Source organism: Citrobacter sp. wls829, from assembly GCF_005280825.1.
In the GTDB taxonomy this organism is placed as follows: Bacteria; Pseudomonadota; Gammaproteobacteria; order Enterobacterales; family Enterobacteriaceae; genus Citrobacter; species Citrobacter gillenii.
This window is the reverse complement of the sequence record NZ_SZWP01000075.1, coordinates 131,358-146,762: the sequence shown is the minus strand read 5'-3', so window position 1 is coordinate 146,762 and position 15,405 is coordinate 131,358. Positions and strand designations below refer to the sequence as shown.

At 50.0% G+C, this 15,405-nt stretch carries 17 protein-coding genes and 2 pseudogenes; 9 read left to right on the top strand and 10 right to left on the bottom strand.

The window, feature by feature from the left end; all coding sequences use genetic code 11:
* Positions 1-179: 179 nt before the first annotated feature.
* On the top strand, positions 180-824 hold the full coding sequence (locus tag FDW88_RS17315) for a hypothetical protein (protein WP_137363035.1): 645 nt from the start codon (positions 180-182) through the stop codon (positions 822-824).
* 54 nt (positions 825-878) lie between these two features.
* On the opposite strand, the gene fdhF is transcribed toward FDW88_RS17315, so the two are convergent.
* Positions 879-3,026 carry a formate dehydrogenase subunit alpha gene (gene fdhF, locus FDW88_RS17310; protein WP_137363034.1) on the bottom strand — a complete coding sequence of 716 codons (2,148 nt, stop codon included), beginning with the start codon at positions 3,024-3,026 and terminating at the stop codon, positions 879-881.
* A gap of 358 nt (positions 3,027-3,384) precedes the next feature.
* On the opposite strand from fdhF, the gene FDW88_RS17305 reads away from it, so the two are divergent.
* The gene (locus FDW88_RS17305; RefSeq protein ID WP_115258707.1) at positions 3,385-3,633 is read left to right on the top strand and encodes a GlsB/YeaQ/YmgE family stress response membrane protein; all 249 of its coding nucleotides are present in this window, start codon (positions 3,385-3,387) and stop codon (positions 3,631-3,633) included.
* Positions 3,634-3,682: 49 nt separating this feature from the next.
* Here the strand turns inward: FDW88_RS17305 and yoaJ are convergent, their stop codons facing one another.
* Genes yoaJ through FDW88_RS17290 form a run of 3 tightly spaced genes read right to left on the bottom strand, consistent with a single transcriptional unit; the run spans position 3,683 to position 4,931 of the window.
* Positions 3,683-3,757, bottom strand: a complete 75-nt coding sequence (gene yoaJ, locus FDW88_RS17300; RefSeq protein WP_099530266.1) for a protein YoaJ — start codon at positions 3,755-3,757, stop codon at positions 3,683-3,685.
* Between the two features lie 2 nt (positions 3,758-3,759).
* A complete protein-coding gene (locus tag FDW88_RS17295; RefSeq protein WP_096757327.1) occupies positions 3,760-3,858 on the bottom strand; it encodes a YoaK family small membrane protein in 99 nt (32 codons plus the stop codon).
* A 47-nt stretch (positions 3,859-3,905) separates the two neighbouring features.
* A complete protein-coding gene (locus FDW88_RS17290) occupies positions 3,906-4,931 on the bottom strand; it encodes a sensor domain-containing diguanylate cyclase (protein ID WP_115258706.1) in 1,026 nt (341 codons plus the stop codon).
* A 186-nt stretch (positions 4,932-5,117) separates the two neighbouring features.
* On the opposite strand from FDW88_RS17290, the gene FDW88_RS17285 reads away from it, so the two are divergent.
* Entirely contained in the window at positions 5,118-5,366 is a 249-nt protein-coding gene (locus tag FDW88_RS17285; RefSeq protein WP_137363033.1) for a DUF333 domain-containing protein, read from the top strand.
* 7 nt (positions 5,367-5,373) lie between these two features.
* Here the strand turns inward: FDW88_RS17285 and FDW88_RS17280 are convergent, their stop codons facing one another.
* Positions 5,374-5,721 carry a DUF488 domain-containing protein gene (locus FDW88_RS17280; RefSeq protein WP_137363032.1) on the bottom strand — a complete coding sequence of 116 codons (348 nt, stop codon included), beginning with the start codon at positions 5,719-5,721 and terminating at the stop codon, positions 5,374-5,376.
* 198 nt (positions 5,722-5,919) lie between these two features.
* Here FDW88_RS17280 and FDW88_RS17275 point away from each other — a divergent pair, with 198 nt between their 5' ends.
* Positions 5,920-6,627 carry a CTP synthase gene (locus FDW88_RS17275; protein ID WP_117342964.1) on the top strand — a complete coding sequence of 236 codons (708 nt, stop codon included), beginning with the start codon at positions 5,920-5,922 and terminating at the stop codon, positions 6,625-6,627.
* 37 nt (positions 6,628-6,664) lie between these two features.
* Here FDW88_RS17275 and FDW88_RS17270 read toward each other — a convergent pair whose 3' ends face one another.
* Entirely contained in the window at positions 6,665-7,852 is a 1,188-nt protein-coding gene (locus FDW88_RS17270; RefSeq protein WP_137363031.1) for a CynX/NimT family MFS transporter, read from the bottom strand.
* 99 nt (positions 7,853-7,951) lie between these two features.
* Between FDW88_RS17270 and FDW88_RS17265 the strand changes: the two are divergent.
* A pseudogene (locus tag FDW88_RS17265) lies at positions 7,952-8,744 on the top strand (helix-turn-helix transcriptional regulator); the annotation flags it as partial.
* Here the strand turns inward: FDW88_RS17265 and FDW88_RS17260 are convergent.
* The 3 genes from FDW88_RS17260 to dgcJ all read right to left on the bottom strand — a co-directional run bounded on the left by FDW88_RS17260 (position 8,727) and on the right by dgcJ (position 11,356).
* Positions 8,727-9,173, bottom strand: coding sequence for a DUF441 domain-containing protein (locus FDW88_RS17260; RefSeq protein ID WP_016152803.1), 447 nt, complete (start codon positions 9,171-9,173; stop codon positions 8,727-8,729). The pseudogene FDW88_RS17265 and the gene FDW88_RS17260 overlap by 18 nt on opposite strands.
* Before the next feature lie 143 nt (positions 9,174-9,316).
* Positions 9,317-9,820, bottom strand: a complete 504-nt coding sequence (locus tag FDW88_RS17255; protein WP_135912163.1) for a YbaK/prolyl-tRNA synthetase associated domain-containing protein — start codon at positions 9,818-9,820, stop codon at positions 9,317-9,319.
* Positions 9,821-9,865: 45 nt separating this feature from the next.
* The gene (dgcJ, locus tag FDW88_RS17250; protein ID WP_096757320.1) at positions 9,866-11,356 is read right to left on the bottom strand and encodes a diguanylate cyclase DgcJ; all 1,491 of its coding nucleotides are present in this window, start codon (positions 11,354-11,356) and stop codon (positions 9,866-9,868) included.
* A 177-nt stretch (positions 11,357-11,533) separates the two neighbouring features.
* On the opposite strand from dgcJ, the gene FDW88_RS17245 reads away from it, so the two are divergent.
* The 4 genes and pseudogenes from FDW88_RS17245 (at position 11,534) to FDW88_RS17225 (ending at position 13,753) form a co-directional block, all read left to right on the top strand.
* On the top strand, positions 11,534-12,304 hold the full coding sequence (locus FDW88_RS17245) for a class I SAM-dependent methyltransferase (RefSeq protein WP_137363030.1): 771 nt from the start codon (positions 11,534-11,536) through the stop codon (positions 12,302-12,304).
* Positions 12,305-12,473: 169 nt separating this feature from the next.
* Positions 12,474-12,608, top strand: a pseudogene (locus FDW88_RS22725) (antitermination protein); the annotation flags it as partial.
* Positions 12,609-12,795: 187 nt separating this feature from the next.
* On the top strand, positions 12,796-13,221 hold the full coding sequence (locus FDW88_RS17235; protein WP_137363029.1) for a nuclear transport factor 2 family protein: 426 nt from the start codon (positions 12,796-12,798) through the stop codon (positions 13,219-13,221).
* 196 nt (positions 13,222-13,417) lie between these two features.
* Positions 13,418-13,753, top strand: a complete 336-nt coding sequence (locus FDW88_RS17225) for a LexA family transcriptional regulator (RefSeq protein ID WP_137363028.1) — start codon at positions 13,418-13,420, stop codon at positions 13,751-13,753.
* A 293-nt stretch (positions 13,754-14,046) separates the two neighbouring features.
* Here the strand turns inward: FDW88_RS17225 and FDW88_RS17220 are convergent, their stop codons facing one another.
* Positions 14,047-15,330: a YeaH/YhbH family protein gene (locus tag FDW88_RS17220; RefSeq protein WP_137363027.1), complete on the bottom strand. Its 1,284-nt coding sequence runs from the start codon at positions 15,328-15,330 to the stop codon at positions 14,047-14,049.
* Between the last annotated feature and the right edge of the window lie 75 nt (positions 15,331-15,405).

The following is a 15,405-nucleotide window of genomic DNA, read 5'->3' as shown; positions in this document are numbered from 1 at the left end:
ACACACCGGTTTTTCGGGGGGATTACCCTCTTATTGACTGACATCCTGTGACTTGTTACTTAAATAGTCCGAAAAAAGAATTCTTAAGAAAACCTTAAGAACATCGCATTCATTGCTAATAGGCAACCATTCACAGGGGTTATGATCGGTACACAGTAACATTACAGAACATCTTGCTTATGAAATTGAACACCCAGCTTACATTACCCACACTCATTCTTGGATTGGTCATCGTCGCGATCCCGTTCACTGCAAACTGGAATCTTCCTCTGTTAAACGGCACCGTTGTCAGATGGATTGAAAATGGGCAGGCGCTGTGGCTACTGTTTGGTGCGATATTTACTCTCAGCTATATTCGGCCTTTATCTCGTCCTGAAGGTGAGAAGCAATTTTGGCTGTGGGCGGCAGTGTGGTGGCTGGTTTTACTGGGCAGAAGCACCAGTTGGGGGCGTGATTATTTCCCTGAGCATCCTAAACTTCTGTTCAGAACCATTTCAGTCGTGTTAATTGCCATGATTATTCTGCCAGTGTTATTGTCGAAGCGCTTACGGCAGGATATTGCACGTCGTGTACGCAATGAACCGCTGCCGATTTGGCTGCTGGCAATCACCACCTGTGCATTTTTGATATCTGACACCGTAGAACATCATCGCCTGCTGTCGCCATTGTTTCTGCATAATGCCCATTACGGCGATCTTATTGAAGAGCTGTATGAACTGCCGTTTATGGTGGGATTATTTCTGATGAACCTTGGTTTTATGCGGCGAGATAAGAAGGAAGAATACGCATCTGTTCGTGTAGGCAAGCAACTGCTGGCTAAGTGATCGAAATAACAGCCTGAGCCTTGAACAAAAGACTCAGGCTGTGTGTACTGTTATTTACGCAATAGCCTCACATAAACGTGACTTCATCTCGCTATATGATTGCGCAGCATACTTCTCTGCCCAATGTTGATCGATGATGTGTTCGATATTCACCGCGCAATACTTGGTTTCCGGCGTTTTCGAGATAGGATCAAGATTATCCTGGGTTAACTCGTTACATGCGCCAATCCACCACTGATACGTCATATACACCGTTCCGCTATTGATGCGCTCGGAGACATCGGCACGGCTAATGACTTTCCCACGACGGGAACTCACCCACACCAGGTCACGATGACGGATCCCCTGTTTGGCGGCATCCTGAGTATTGATTTGCACATAGCCCGGTTCATCTGCCAGCGCCTGCAGTGCCGCGCAATTGCCGGTCATGGAACGACAGGAGTAATGCCCCACTTCGCGCACGGTACAGAGCACCATCGGGTATTTTTCATCCGGTACTTCGGCAGGGGCTCGCCACTGAGCGGCAAACAGCTTGCCCTTACCGTTGGCGGTATCAAACCGACTATTCTGATAGAGATACGGGGTGCCAGGGTGATCGAGATCCGGGCAAGGCCACTGAATATGGCCCATATCGCCCATTTTCTCATACGTTACCCCATAGAATAGCGGACAGAGTTCGCGCATCTCATCCCAGATTTGCTGGTTGTTTTGATACTGCATTGGGTAACCCATTTCGGTCGCCAACAGACTGATAATTTCCCAGTCGCGCTTCACATCCCCGGTGGGTTCGATCGCCTTCTCAAAACGCTGAAAACCACGATCGGCGCAGGTAAAGACGCCACCGTGTTCGCCCCATGAGGTTGCGGGCAGGATAACGTCGGCCATTTCCGCCGTCTTGGTCATGAAGATATCCTGCACCACGATAAAATCAAGCGCGTTGAAGCCTTCTCGAACCAGGCCCAAATCGGCTTCGGTTTGCAGCGGATCTTCCCCCATGATGTAGTAGGCTTTAACTTTGCCTTCCATCGCCAGATGCGGGACTTCGGTGATCCGTGTGCCCACCTTGTCATCCATCAGGTTGACGTCAATCCCCCAGGCTTGAGCAAATTTCGCTCTCACTGCGGGATCGGTAACGTCCTGATAGCCAGGAAATTGATTGGGAAGCACGCCCATGTCGCATGCGCCCTGAACGTTATTCTGCCCGCGTACCGGGCCGACGCCGACGTTAGGTCGACCCAGATTGCCGGTCAGCAAGGCCAGACTCGACAACCCACGCACGACGTCGACAGCCTGGCCGAACTGCGTCACGCCCATTCCCCACATCACCGTCGCTGACGGTGCGGCGGCAAAGGTGCGCATCGCCTGGCGTACCTGTTGAGCTGGCACCCCGGTGAGGTGTTCAACGGTTTCAGGCGCATAGTCCTTTACGGTTTCCCAATAGCTTTCCAGGCCTTCGGCATGCTTTTGTACGTATTCACGATCGTAGAGCTGCTCTTCAATCAGCACGTGTCCAAAGGCGTTGACCAGCGCCATGTTACAGCCATTTTTCAACTGCAGGTGCTGGTCTGCAATACGCGCGGTTTCAATGCGGCGAGGATCGCAGACAATGATTTTCGCCCCGTTCTGACGGGCTTTGATGACCCGGCGGGCGACAATCGGATGAGAGTCTGCGCAGTTATAGCCAAAGATGAGCAGGCATTTGGAATTTTCAATGTCGCTGATGGAATTGCTCATCGCGCCATTGCCTAAGGTTTCCTGTAATCCGGCAACGGAAGGGCCATGACATACGCGAGCACAGCAGTCGACATTGTTGGTGTTGAGCACGCCGCGCGCGAACTTTTGCATCACATAGTTGGTCTCATTTCCTGTTCCACGGGAAGAGCCAGTAGTCATGATGGCGCGGGGACCATGAGCATTTTTGATGTCGGATAAGCGTTTTGCGGTGTAGCGAATGGCTTCATCCCAGCTGACGGGCGTGAACTTTCCCCCTTTTTCATAACGGATCAGCGGGCGAGTTAGACGGGGAGTCAGAAGGCGCGTGTCGTTAAGAAAATCCCAACCGTAGTAGCCTTTCAGACATAGCTGGTTTTGGTTGGTCACCCCTTCAGCGGCTTCGGCGCGGATGATTTTGTTATTTTCAACAACAAGCTTGAGCTTGCACCCGGCCCCGCAGTATGGGCATACACTGGTGATTTTTTTCATCAATAACAGACCTGTTAAATGCTGAAATAGCGCGAATTGTAGACGCAGCCACGTGAATAGGTCACGGGCTACGATGTATCGTAGTGACGGGCTGTTAAAGCATTAAGTGTGCCAGAATTGAAAACGTAGTCACGGTAGGGTTGGGCTGCGAAATTAAACGTAAAGTCACTGACGAAACGACATTAATGACGATAAACGTCAGAAAAGATCGCCATTTGCGGTGATCTAAGATCATGAAACATCGGAATAAGATGAAAATCCATGGTGATGGTGATCACAAATTTTAATTTTTCGGCGCTATGCTATGCTTTTAAATAACGAGTCAATCGTTCACGTAAAAACATAAGCGAGGAAAAAAATGGGTATACTTTCATGGATTATTTTCGGTCTTATCGCTGGGATATTGGCAAAATGGATTATGCCAGGCAAGGACGGCGGCGGATTCTTTATGACTATTATTTTAGGGGTTATCGGTGCAGTCGTTGGCGGTTGGATCAGTACATTGCTTGGCTTTGGCAAAGTGGATGGTTTCAACTTTGGCAGCTTTGCCGTGGCGATTATCGGCGCGCTCGTTGTTCTGTTTATCTACAGAAAAGTCAAAAGCTAAATCAAAACAGATATTGAAATAGAGGCCACTTCGTGTGGCCTTTATTTTTTTACCACCAGCCCAATTCGGTGCCGAGTACCACAATAATGGCGACACCAATCATGATGAGCGTTGTTTTTTTCATGGTTATGCTCCCGGTGCGGCGTAGCCGCCAATAAAGAACCAGGATAAAAAAACAACGGCGGAAATGAAGATAATGACAGGAAAAATAATACCAATCCGCATGGTTTCACCAGCCAACGTTATGTGAAGATGAGCCAGAATAACAGGGCTTAATGCGTGACAAAAGCAGTTTTGCCCTCGCGTTTTTTATCCAGGTACATCGCGCTATCAGCGTTATGAAGCGCACAGTTTAAGTCGGTTTCTCGCGGATCGACTTCAATCACGCCTAGGCTGGCGCCAGGATAAAACAGGCTGATAGCGCCAAGCTGATAGTCGCCGCAGAGTTGTTGTTGCAACTGGTCTTTAACCCTTTGCATGCGCGTGTGTTGATCTTCTTCACTTTTTTGTGACAGACCCGCGACGAGAAATTCGTCGCCGCCCAGTCGGCCAAGAATATCGTTTTCACTACACACATGGCGTAAACGTTGCCCAACCTGGATCAAAAATTGGTCACCAACTTCATGGCCAAAACGGTCATTGATCAGCTTGAAATCATCTAAATCAATATAGGCGACGATAATTTTTTGCTGCAAATGGCGAGCCAGCGAAAAGAGGGTTTCCATATTTTCGAAAATGGCCCGACGATTAGGTAATCCGGTGAGCGCGTCGGTGTAGGAGTGTGCAATGAGTGCCGCATTCGCTTCACGTAATTGCGCCACCAGTGACTCTTTTTGAATCGACTGGGCAATCAGACTCGCAAACAGATGCAGGACCTGCTCTCCGCGTTGGCTCAACGTTTGTTGCTGCCGGCTGGTGGCGCAAAGTGTGCCGTAAAATGTCCCATCCGGAAGGTGGACAGGCGTGCTCAAAAAGGTGGTAATTTCCAGCGCGCGTGCGGCGGCACAGTCTGGCCAGCGAGCGGGGACGTTATCACTGTACAGGCAATTTTCTTCGATTGCGCGCTTGCACAACGTTTCATCCCACGGCACCGACAAACCCTCGGGTATATGCATCTGTCGGCTGTTACGTGCATACAGAATATGCTGCAGGCGTGCATCTAAATCGACTTTGGTTAAATAGGTCGACTCCATGTCAGTCACCATTTCCAGCATCTCCAGAAGTTGCCGAACCAGACCCTCAACAGACTGCTCGGTGGCTAATGATTGTGAGACTCTGGCAAGGATCATGTCAGACATGAGAGGTAAATACTCCTGAGTAGTAACAACGACGGTGATGCCTGCATGATAAAACAACACTGTGAAAGATGAAACAAGCCGAACTGTATGAAATGTAAGCGGAGAATGAAAACGCATCAGTAAAACATGGAGGTAGGCGGGCAGTCAGGGTAATCTGCCGCAATAACATTATTTGCAGGAGCGGTCATGAAATCTTTGTTTATTGTGTTGCCAGGTATGCTGATGTTAGCGGGATGTTCGACGCAACCCGATGCACCAATGCCACCGAAAGTGGGTATGGCGAATCCGGCATCCGTCTATTGCCAGCAAAAAGGAGGTTCGCTGACTGCGGTACAAACGCCGCAAGGGGTACGTTCTGACTGCAAGCTCCCCGGTGGAGAAGTGATCGACGAATGGGCGCTTTGGCGCAGAGATCACCCGGCTAAAACGCAGTGAGAGCCTGCTACCATTGACGTAGCCACTCGGCCAGCACGAGAGCGTGGTTTTGATGCGTATTTTTTGCCGCATACAGTAGCGTGACGGTCTGTTGACGCGCGATGTCAGCAAGCCGTTTCCCTTCCTGCTGCTGTTGAGCAAGCTCGGCGCGGTATTGTTCTGCGAAATGTTTAAAATCAATAAGTTCAGCATGAAATGCTTTGCGTAATTCAGTCGAGGGCGTGAGCGCTTTATTCCACTCATCGCAGGCCAGGTCGGTTTTTTTTAACCCCCGTGGCCACAGTCTGTCGACCAGAACGCGATAACCATCATTTTGTTCAGCCGGGTCATACACGCGTTTACATTGAATATTCATTTCTCAATCCGCTCCGTTATGTCACCGAATGGAGACGTTTTATTATCGTCTTTACGGTACATTAAGATCGTAAAACGTGACCATTATAGCATTTTGTCGCGACTGACTCCCAATTTAAGGGATTGTGAAAACAACAAAATATCGGTAGGGTGAGGCTCCTTATGTTGTCCCTTATTGTCTGGACACAAGGAAACTCTCATGGACATTTCCCCTGTAAAAAATACACTTCGCATTGCGCTGGTCGGTGACTACAACCCTGACATTGTCGCGCATCAGGCGATTCCCCTTGCTATTGATGACGCTGCCGCGGTGCTGGAATTAATGGCGGATTACGACTGGCTAACCACATCGGATATTAATAGCGGTGAGGACCTGGTCGGCTATGACGCTATTTGGGTGGTGCCCGGTAGCCCGTATCAGCATCCAGAAGGTGCGCTGACGGCTATTCGTTACGCCCGTGAAAACAGTATTCCCTTTCTCGGCACCTGCGGTGGTTTTCAGCATGCCATCCTCGAATATGCCCGCAACGTGCTGGGTTGGCACGATGCCGCACACGCAGAAACGGATACCGAAGGTCGCATGGTAATTGCCCCGTTGAGCTGCTCGCTGGTCGAAAAAACGGATGATATCGAACTGCGGGCGAATACGCTGATCGCCAGAGCCTACAATCAGGAGGTGATCTCCGAAGGTTATCACTGCAACTACGGCGTATCGCAAGCCTTTGCCGACGAACTGGAGCGTGGGGATTTACGCGTAACGGGCTGGGATGAGGCGGGAGATATTCGGGCCATTGAACTGGTGACGCATCCTTTTTATGTTGGCACGCTCTTTCAACATGAACGGGGTGCCTTGGCGGGGAAACCCGTGCCGCTGGTTCAGGCGATGTTACGCGCGGCGCGCGGATAAAAAGTCGGGCAGGTCTGCAATGAGCCTGCCCCATGCGTTATGGCGAGGTTATCTCACGGCTGCGTCCAGCATACAGGCCAAACACAGCCATCAGCGTCGCTAGCAGGGCGACGCCAATCAACGGTATCTGCCAGTTACCGTTGAGGTCGTGAATTTTGCCCATTAACGGCGGTCCACACGCCGCCAGCAAGTACCCCACAGACTGCGCCATACCGGATAGCGCAGCCGCCTGGTGCGCAGAACTGGCACGAAGTCCGATGAACGTCAGTCCGAGGATCATCGTCGCGCCCGAGCCAAAGCCAAATAAAATCGTCCACAACACGGCCTGGTTGGGTAGCAGCCAGAATCCTGCGGCTGCAATCGCACACATTAATGAGACCAAAGCGGCAATGGCGCGTTGATCCTTCAATTTAAACAAGATTAAAGGGATCAGTAAGCCGGGTGCGGCAGTAGCGAGTTGCAGCAAACCGTGCAGCGAACCCGCCTGCGCCTCGCTGTAGCCATGGCTAATCAAAATAGCGGGCAACCAGCCGATAATCACGTAATAGACGAGTGAGTTGATCCCCAAAAACAGCGTCACCTGCCAGGCGAGGCTGGAGCGCCAGATCCCTCGGGAATGCAACGCGCGCGAGTTACTCATCTTGGCATGGCTCGTCTGGCGATACTGCGGTAGCCAGATAAACAGCGCCAGCAGCGGAAAGACCATCAACATCATCAGCGCACCGCGCCAGCCGAATCCGTTAAGCGCCAGCGGCACCACGATGGCTGAGCCAATGGCGGCCGCAGCTCCCATCGTCAACGAGTACGCCCCGGTAAGTTTTGCGACATGTTGTGAAAAATCACGCTTAATCAGCCCCGGAAGCAGCACGTTGCCTAATGCTATCCCACAGCCAATGAGGGTGGTTCCACCAAATAAGAATGGCGGTGAGGGCAATGAACGTATGGCAATACCGGCGCAAATCAGCAGCATGGCGGCAAACAGACTGCGCTCAATACCCCATCGACGGGCAACGCCCGCCGCCAGGGGGGAAACTAACGCAAAGGCCAGCAGCGGCAGAGTAGTCAGAAGCCCCGTCTGGGCGGTCGTCAGCGCGTAATCTGCGCGAATGGCATCCAGCAGTGGCGCAGCACCGGTAAAGGTAACGCGAAGCGTGGTGGCGATCATCAGGATACCCGCAATCAGCAACGCACCTTGTTTGCCGCGGGGGGAAGGGGAATAGGTCATCTTTTTCTCTTATCGTCAGGCGAGGCGATACCTTACCGTTTTTACACCATGGATGAATCAAGCTAAAATGACAGATTATCGCTAAAATCGGACAACGTTATGCTGGGACTGAGGCTGGACGGGTATGAACCGGATCGCTATCACGATGCCGCTGTGGCTTTTTGTATTCAGGCTCAGGAAGATGAACTCTTCAGCCCGCTGCATCAGCACCGTAAAGGCCAGTTGATCCTGGCATTGCATGGCGCGATTACCTGTGAAGTTGAACACGCCATGTGGATGGTGCCACCCCAGTACGCGGTGTGGATCCCAGGTGAGATCCCTCACAGTAATCACGTCACCGTTGGCGCTGAGCTGTGTTTTTTGTTTATTGAACCGCAGGCGGTGGTGATGCCTGAACGTTGCTGCACGCTGAAAATATCACCACTCTGCCGGGAACTGATTCTTTCGCTGGCGACCAGAACCGATGCCCAGCGGCTGGAGCCGTCAACGCAGCGGCTGACGCAGGTCTTGTTTGATGAACTTCCGCAGCAACCGCAGGAGCAAATGCAGCTGCCGGTTTCCGATCATCCGAAAATTCGCAGGATGGTCGCAACGATGGCGCAGGAGCCCGCGCAATGGCAGACCTTGGGCCAGTGGGCTAGCGTGTTTGCGATGAGCGAACGCAATCTTGCCCGGCTGGTGGTGAAAGAAACCGGGCTGAGTTTTCGCCGCTGGCGTCAGCAACTACAGTTGATTCTGGCATTACAGGCGCTGGTTGATGGTCGTAACGTCCAGCAGGTCGCCCACATGCTGGGTTACGATTCAACAACCGCCTTTATCACCATGTTCAAAAAAGGCCTGGGTCAAACTCCAGGCCGTTATCTGACGGGGCTGGCTACTGTTTCCCCACAATCAGCGAAACCAGACCCGCGGCGATGAGCGGCCCCACAGGGACGCCGCGAAAAAGCGCAACGCCCAGTACCGTACCGACCAGCAACCCGGCGACTAACTGCGGCTGACTGCCCATCAGCGTGACGCCACGTCCACCCAGCCAGGAGACGAATACGCCGATAGCAATGGCGACCAGTGACTTCCAGTTTACGAAGGAGTGAATGAGCGTGGAGGGCGGTAGCGTTCCGCTGGCGATCGGTGCCATCACGCCAATCGTCAGGATAATAATCCCGACAGTCAGGCCCTGTTTTTCAATCCACGGGAAAAAGGTGTTCAGCGGGGTGACACGGACAATAATCAGCACCAGGATTGAAACGGCGACAGTGGTGTTGTGGCTGACAAAGCCCAGAGCTGCCAGTCCGAGTAGGATCAGCAGAGTGACATCAAACATCGTAGTTTCCTTGCCAAAAAAGATAAGCCTGCTTACTGTACGCGCAAATGCGTGGTGGAACAGGCTTTTTTAGTGATGTATACGCTATTTGGGCGAACGCATAACCGTGCGTTTCTGTGCCAGTAACGGGGCGTTATAGCATGTTATTGCGTGCGGCGAAACGTGACTAACTCCGGTTGCGCAATGCGCAGGTAATCTTGGGTGTCCATAATGACCGATTTTTCCAGCACCCCGGCGTTAAAGGCAATCTCATCAAAACGCTCGAACAAGAGTGGATCGGCGACCAGCTTGAGCTGAGGATGGAAGCTGAAGGGAGGAATGGCGCCAAAGACGCATCCCGTCAGTTCATCCACTTCAGCAGGGCTTGCCAGGGAGGCCCTCAAGCCGCCAAGATGGCTGGCGAGCTGGCTCAGATCAGCCTGTTGATCGGCAGAAAGAATAGCAAGCACATGCTGATTGACGCCATTGCCTTTCACTTTACACACCAGGGCTTTTGCACCCTGACCCAAGGCTGTGCCACGAATCTCTGATACCGCCTCGCATTTGCCGACGGCGTCGTGGCTGACCACGCGGTACGTTGCGCCGTGTTCCGACAATAACGCGACCAAACGTTGATGGGTTACATTACCTGTATTTACTTCCGTCATGTCTTACTCCTGATACCACAATAAAAATCCTGCGCAGAAAAAGTATCACGAACGAGGGTGCTTTTTCTGTTTGTTGAGATACAGCTGGGCGTCAGAGGCTTTGTAAGCATCGTTAATGGTGTCACCCGGCTGCATATTATAAATGCCGGCGGAAAAGCTAACGGAGGTCCCCGGCGCAATAATGTGTAAGTTCTCGTCGATCCGTTCCAGCAACTGAGGAGTGAGCTCGGCAGGATAATCGATCAGAATCATGCAGAACTCATCGCCCCCGAGGCGAATAGCATAATCACTTTTGCGGATCGCGTTTTGAATCGCTTTGGCCAGAATAGTGATAATACGATCGCCTTCCTGGTGTCCCAGCGTGTCATTAATGGTTTTTAGCTTGTCACAATCAATAGCGATAAATGTCACCCGCGTTCCGGCGTTGACCAGTTGCTGCAAACGTTGCTCAAGCGTTGGCGTTAAGATTTTACGGTTGTACAACCCGGTCATCGCATCGCTGATATTTTCGCGCCGGACGTTATGATACAAACGAAAGTGGGTTCTGACCAAATTCAGCAGTAGCGCGGTTGCCAGCAGGTAAAAAGCGAAAATTTTCCAGGAAGAGACAATAAAGTACATTAAATCAAGGGAGAGTGTGATCCGTATTCCGCCGGGAATATCATTAACATATTGCACATACTGGAACAGGTTTGATTCACTCTGGTTGATGACGATCTCTTTTCCTGAACTGACGTCAGACAACGTGACGTTCAGATAACGCCAGACGAGGGGACGATCGCTGGTATAAAAAATATGCCGCAGATTGTCCTTGTTCACATCGACCATCACGACGCCTTTGAGTTTACCGGCGTAATAGACCGGGGTGATAAAGCTCATGACTTTTTCTTGCGTCAGATCATCCTCATAAATACTGGAAATGACGGTGCGGCCGGTAAAAACATCATCGATATCGTTCTGGTGAATTCCCAGCGTGCCTTTTTGCAAAAAAGACCAATGATTCATCGTGAACTGATTAGAGTTAATCAGGTTGTAGAAATAGATATAGTTATTATTTAAATCAATGTAATAACGAAATTTATACTCCAGTGTGGCTAATCCGTGGCCGTAATCGACCAGTTCACGATTGACGTTGACCGCCTGGTCGAAAGCGGGCAACAAGAATATGTCATCAAGTTGTTCAATACAGTTTGCTGAGTGGGTCTGTAAAGTACCGCGTAACGGCAGGTAGCTATGTGAGGTGAGATTCAGCCCGTACGTGCCGTTAACGTGCTCAAATGCCTGGCACAGTGCTTTTCGTTGTTCAGCAGAAACAGGGGCTTTGGGCGATGAAAAACGGCGCATTAAATGGGCGGCAATACTCTGATTAGTGTATTTATCATACAGGAAAGAAGAGTCGGCTTTCTCAATGACATAACGCATATAGGCGTTCATTGCCCGATCGCTGGCAATCAGTTCGTACACCAGAAAAGAAGAGGTCAAAACAATAACGCTTACGGAGATAAAGTGCCGGAGCGCTTTATGATGAAATTTCATAATGTTTTTCAGCCCTGTAAGTCCGATACTTCAGTTTATCACACGCTAAACGTCCACTCTAACGGTATGGGAATGACCCATTGTTGGCTATTTTTGTAATAAAAATCATTCGTACTCTTCACCTTTAATCTTTAATGTTGTATTTATAATGCAACTTATAGAAAAGGAGACAGGCCGATGAGTACGATGGAAAAAGCAGGCCATACATTTCTGGCCAGCCTGGGGAAAACCCGCCTGCGCCCGGGGGGGATAGAAGCCACAGAATGGCTGTTCAGCCAGTCGCAATTGACGTCAGACAGTCAGGTGCTTGAAGTGGCGTGTAACATGGCGACCACGGCGATTGAACTGGTGCAACGCTTTGGCTGCACTGTATACGCCATTGATATGGATAAAAATGCGCTGGTTAAGGCGAGAAATAACGTCGCTGTCCATGGGCTGGAAAATCACATTCATGTCATGGCCGCTAATGCGAATACTATTCCTTTCGCCGACAACAGTTTTGAGGTGGTGATTAATGAAGCCATGCTCACGATGTACGGTGATAAGGCTAAGACGAAGTTGATCGCGGAATACCATCGGGTACTGAAACCTGGTGGACGCTTGTTAACCCATGACATTATGTTTACGGCGCAAAAACTGGGAGAGGGCGATCAAAACCAGCTTCAGCAGGTTGTGAAGTCAAATGTGAGTCCACTGACGCAGCAAGGCTGGCGCGATCTATTTCTGGGCGCGGGATTTGAACAGGTGCTACAGCAAAATGGTGAAATGTCGCTAATGTCGCCGCAGGGGTTAATTCGTGATGAGGGATTTAACGGTGCCCTTAAAATTGCTTATAACGGACTACGCACGCATGAGAATCGCCAGCGTTTTCTTAAGATGTTCCGTTTTTTCCGCGCACAGCGTCACCAACTCAACTATATCGCCTGCTGTTCCGTAAAGGGTAAATAAAAAGGATAAAGGGATGAATCTGGATAAAATGAAACATCAGCACGTTGATATTCTCGAAAAAATATCTTTTCTACGTACGTTAAGCCAGTCCGGGGTATCATCCAATGCGATGAAAGTATGCGGGATACTTACAACAGCAGGCTGGCAACTATCTTGACACTTACCGCAGGTGCAAAAGGTCATTCCTGAGTTGACTAATTATCACTGGTTCAGCGGTTATGGTGAAGTGATCAATAACCTGGTCACTAAATGCTGGCAGGAAGAGGCGTTCGCAGATCTACAGTTACGGAAAGTGAAACGATAGTCACATTTTTTATGATTTTCGCAGTGTGATGCTTGCGGTATTCAAAAAAATGGTTAATGTTTTCGTAAAAATGAGCTTTGTATATCCAACGTTAATGATCATAAAAATTCTTGTCATAAAGCGGTTTTTTTTATGTAGGATTTAAATAGAGGCTAACGAATAAGTAAGAAATACAGGGAGGAATACGATGGAAGCAAGTACATTTTTAGAACATCAGGAAAACGATACGCTGAATGTACGACGAGTAAAAGCCTTTTACCAGGCTGCAAGGGAAAAGAATAAAGAGGATTTATCGCAGTTACTGACTGATGAAGCGGTTTGGAATGTTTCACCTGGATTTCCCTTTGGGGGAGTTTACTGCGGCATGGCTGAAATTTATGGCATTTTTTATCCAAATTTGTCCGGTAGCCTCAATTCTTTTGGAGCCATCCCGGATGTTTTCATCGATGGTGGGGATGTCGTTACTGTACTAGGATTTTACAAATTTACCAAAAATGAAGAGGACTCTCCAACACTAGCCCGTTTTTCACATACGTGGAGAATAGCTCCCGATGGTCGCATCAACGGGGTATGGCAGGTTGCCGATTCTGCACAGTTTCACCCAGCAGGTTAAGCTACGCAATTCACTATTTCCGACAATGCAAGAGATGGTAGTCCCCCCGAAAAGCAGTGTGATTATAGAACGATTGCCAGTCGTGGCGGATTGCACTTCTCTAGGAGAGCGGCTCAAAGTGTTTAATCTAAATCCAGCCACATGTCTGCTTCTTCAAACATTTCCTGAAAAGTGCGGCTTATTATGTTGAAAAAACATCTCTCTCGATCAGCAGCTTATCCGCAAGCCATCAGCAGCTTATGTCATGTGTGCATCGTGTTCACATTTCAGGGAGGGGGTACTGCTTGTTGTCGAGTCTTCACTATCACCTTGTGATGGTTCGCTGCTGATATGTGCAATGGATGGTGAATTCCGGATCAAGCGCTATCGACTTCACCCGGAACCGCATCTGATCATTCGGGAGAACGGGAGAAGGGAGGATTTGCCAGCAGACGATGATGGCGACAATTCTTCACACCCTGTATTCGGGGTGATCACCTACATTATCAATAATGCCAGGACCGCAGAGTTTGATGATTGCCCGGTGATGTAAGTGCCGAAATTTTGCAATGTAGTTGATGCACTGCGTCGGGTTTTTTCCCCTATAACTCCCCGTGCAGAAAACAGACATAAAAAAACCAGCCGTAAAGGCTGGTTCTTAAACGAGTTTTTGGTAGGCACGAGAGGATTTTAACCTCCGCCCCTCGACACCCTATGATAGAGAATCAAGAAAATAAATTCCCCCCAAAACCAAACTTAACATGTTGATCTCACAAACAAATTTTAATCATATTAAATTGAGAGAATCAGCCAGTAAATGTTGTGTAACTGACGGATTTATATGGTTTAACTGTTAGTGCTTGAAGTCTGCTTATGAAACAGTTCCCGGAACACCGGATAGATATCATCCTGGTCACGGATATGCTGCATGGCAAAGTTATCAAAGGTCGATTGCAGATGCTCGTACTCACGCCATAAGGTCTGGTGCGCGCGGCGGGTGATTTCGATATAGCTATAATATCGCACCACCGGCAGCAGTTTTTTCGCTAGAATCTCATGGCACAACGGTGAGTCATCCGCCCAGTTATCGCCATCTGATGCCTGCGCCGCATAGATATTCCACTGGGCAGGATCGTAACGATCTTTCACCACTTCATCCATCAACTTCAGCGCGCTGGAGACGATGGTGCCCCCGGTTTCCTGAGAGTAGAAGAACTCATGCTCGTCCACCTCTTTTGCCTGGGTATGGTGGCGAATGTAAACCACTTCCACGTTCTTGTAGGTACGGCTTAAGAACAGATACAGCAGAATGTAAAACCGCTTGGCCATATCTTTCGTTGACTGATCCATCGAGCCGGAAACGTCCATCAGACAGAACATCACCGCCTGGCTGGAAGGATCGGGTCGTTTCTCATAATTTTTATAGCGTAAATCAAAGGTATCGATAAACGGGACGCGTTCAATTTTTGCCCGCAGTTCAGCAATCTCTTTGCGTAGGCGTTCTTCCTCCAGCAACTGCGCCGGTTCTGTATTGGCGATGGTCTCCAGGTCAGCTTCAAGCGCGTGCAGCTCCCGACGTTTACCTGCCGTCATCGCCGTGCGGCGCGCCAGTGAGTTTTGTAGGGAACGCACCACGCTGATATTGGCTGGCACCCCGTTGGAGGTGAAGCCCGCACGGTGGGTTTTGTATTCCGTTAACTGACGTTGCTGATTTTGCTTCAGATTCGGCAGTGCCAAATCTTCAAACAGCAGATCCAGATACTCATCTTTAGAAATTTGAAACACGAACTCATCCTGGCCTTCTCCATCCTGGCTGGCCTGGCCTTGCCCGCTTCCCGAACCCCCGCCGCCGCCCTGAGGGCGTTCTATACGGTCGTTCTGCACAAAATGGTCGTTACCCGGATGTACGCGATGGCGCAGGCCTCCACGCCCCTGATGGAACATCGGTTCGCTAATATCATCGGTTGGGATAGAGACAGACTCGCCACTATCGACATCAGTCACCGAACGCTTATTAATGGCTTCGGAGATCGACTGTTTAATTTGTGATTTATAACGGCGCAAGAAGCGCTGGCGGTTAACCGTGCTCTTGTTTTTACCGTTAAGACGTCGGTCTATGAACCAGGTCATATGCCCCCCGTACTGCCAACTGTTCGCCATGTCTGTAAGTGCCGGATGGCGCTGGCGCTTATCCGGCCTACGGAA

Coding starts and splice junctions, on each gene's coding strand:
- FDW88_RS17315 (WP_137363035.1), top strand. CDS start 180: ATGAAATTGAACACCCAGCTTACATTACCCACACTCATTCTTGGATTG.
- fdhF (WP_137363034.1), bottom strand. CDS start 3,026: ATGAAAAAAATCACCAGTGTATGCCCATACTGCGGGGCCGGGTGCAAG.
- FDW88_RS17305 (WP_115258707.1), top strand. CDS start 3,385: ATGGGTATACTTTCATGGATTATTTTCGGTCTTATCGCTGGGATATTG.
- FDW88_RS17295 (WP_096757327.1), bottom strand. CDS start 3,858: ATGCGGATTGGTATTATTTTTCCTGTCATTATCTTCATTTCCGCCGTT.
- FDW88_RS17290 (WP_115258706.1), bottom strand. CDS start 4,931: ATGTCTGACATGATCCTTGCCAGAGTCTCACAATCATTAGCCACCGAG.
- FDW88_RS17285 (WP_137363033.1), top strand. CDS start 5,118: ATGAAATCTTTGTTTATTGTGTTGCCAGGTATGCTGATGTTAGCGGGA.
- FDW88_RS17280 (WP_137363032.1), bottom strand. CDS start 5,721: ATGAATATTCAATGTAAACGCGTGTATGACCCGGCTGAACAAAATGAT.
- FDW88_RS17275 (WP_117342964.1), top strand. CDS start 5,920: ATGGACATTTCCCCTGTAAAAAATACACTTCGCATTGCGCTGGTCGGT.
- FDW88_RS17270 (WP_137363031.1), bottom strand. CDS start 7,852: ATGACCTATTCCCCTTCCCCCCGCGGCAAACAAGGTGCGTTGCTGATT.
- FDW88_RS17260 (WP_016152803.1), bottom strand. CDS start 9,173: ATGTTTGATGTCACTCTGCTGATCCTACTCGGACTGGCAGCTCTGGGC.
- FDW88_RS17255 (WP_135912163.1), bottom strand. CDS start 9,820: ATGACGGAAGTAAATACAGGTAATGTAACCCATCAACGTTTGGTCGCG.
- dgcJ (WP_096757320.1), bottom strand. CDS start 11,356: ATGAAATTTCATCATAAAGCGCTCCGGCACTTTATCTCCGTAAGCGTT.
- FDW88_RS17245 (WP_137363030.1), top strand. CDS start 11,534: ATGAGTACGATGGAAAAAGCAGGCCATACATTTCTGGCCAGCCTGGGG.
- FDW88_RS17235 (WP_137363029.1), top strand. CDS start 12,796: ATGGAAGCAAGTACATTTTTAGAACATCAGGAAAACGATACGCTGAAT.
- FDW88_RS17220 (WP_137363027.1), bottom strand. CDS start 15,330: ATGACCTGGTTCATAGACCGACGTCTTAACGGTAAAAACAAGAGCACG.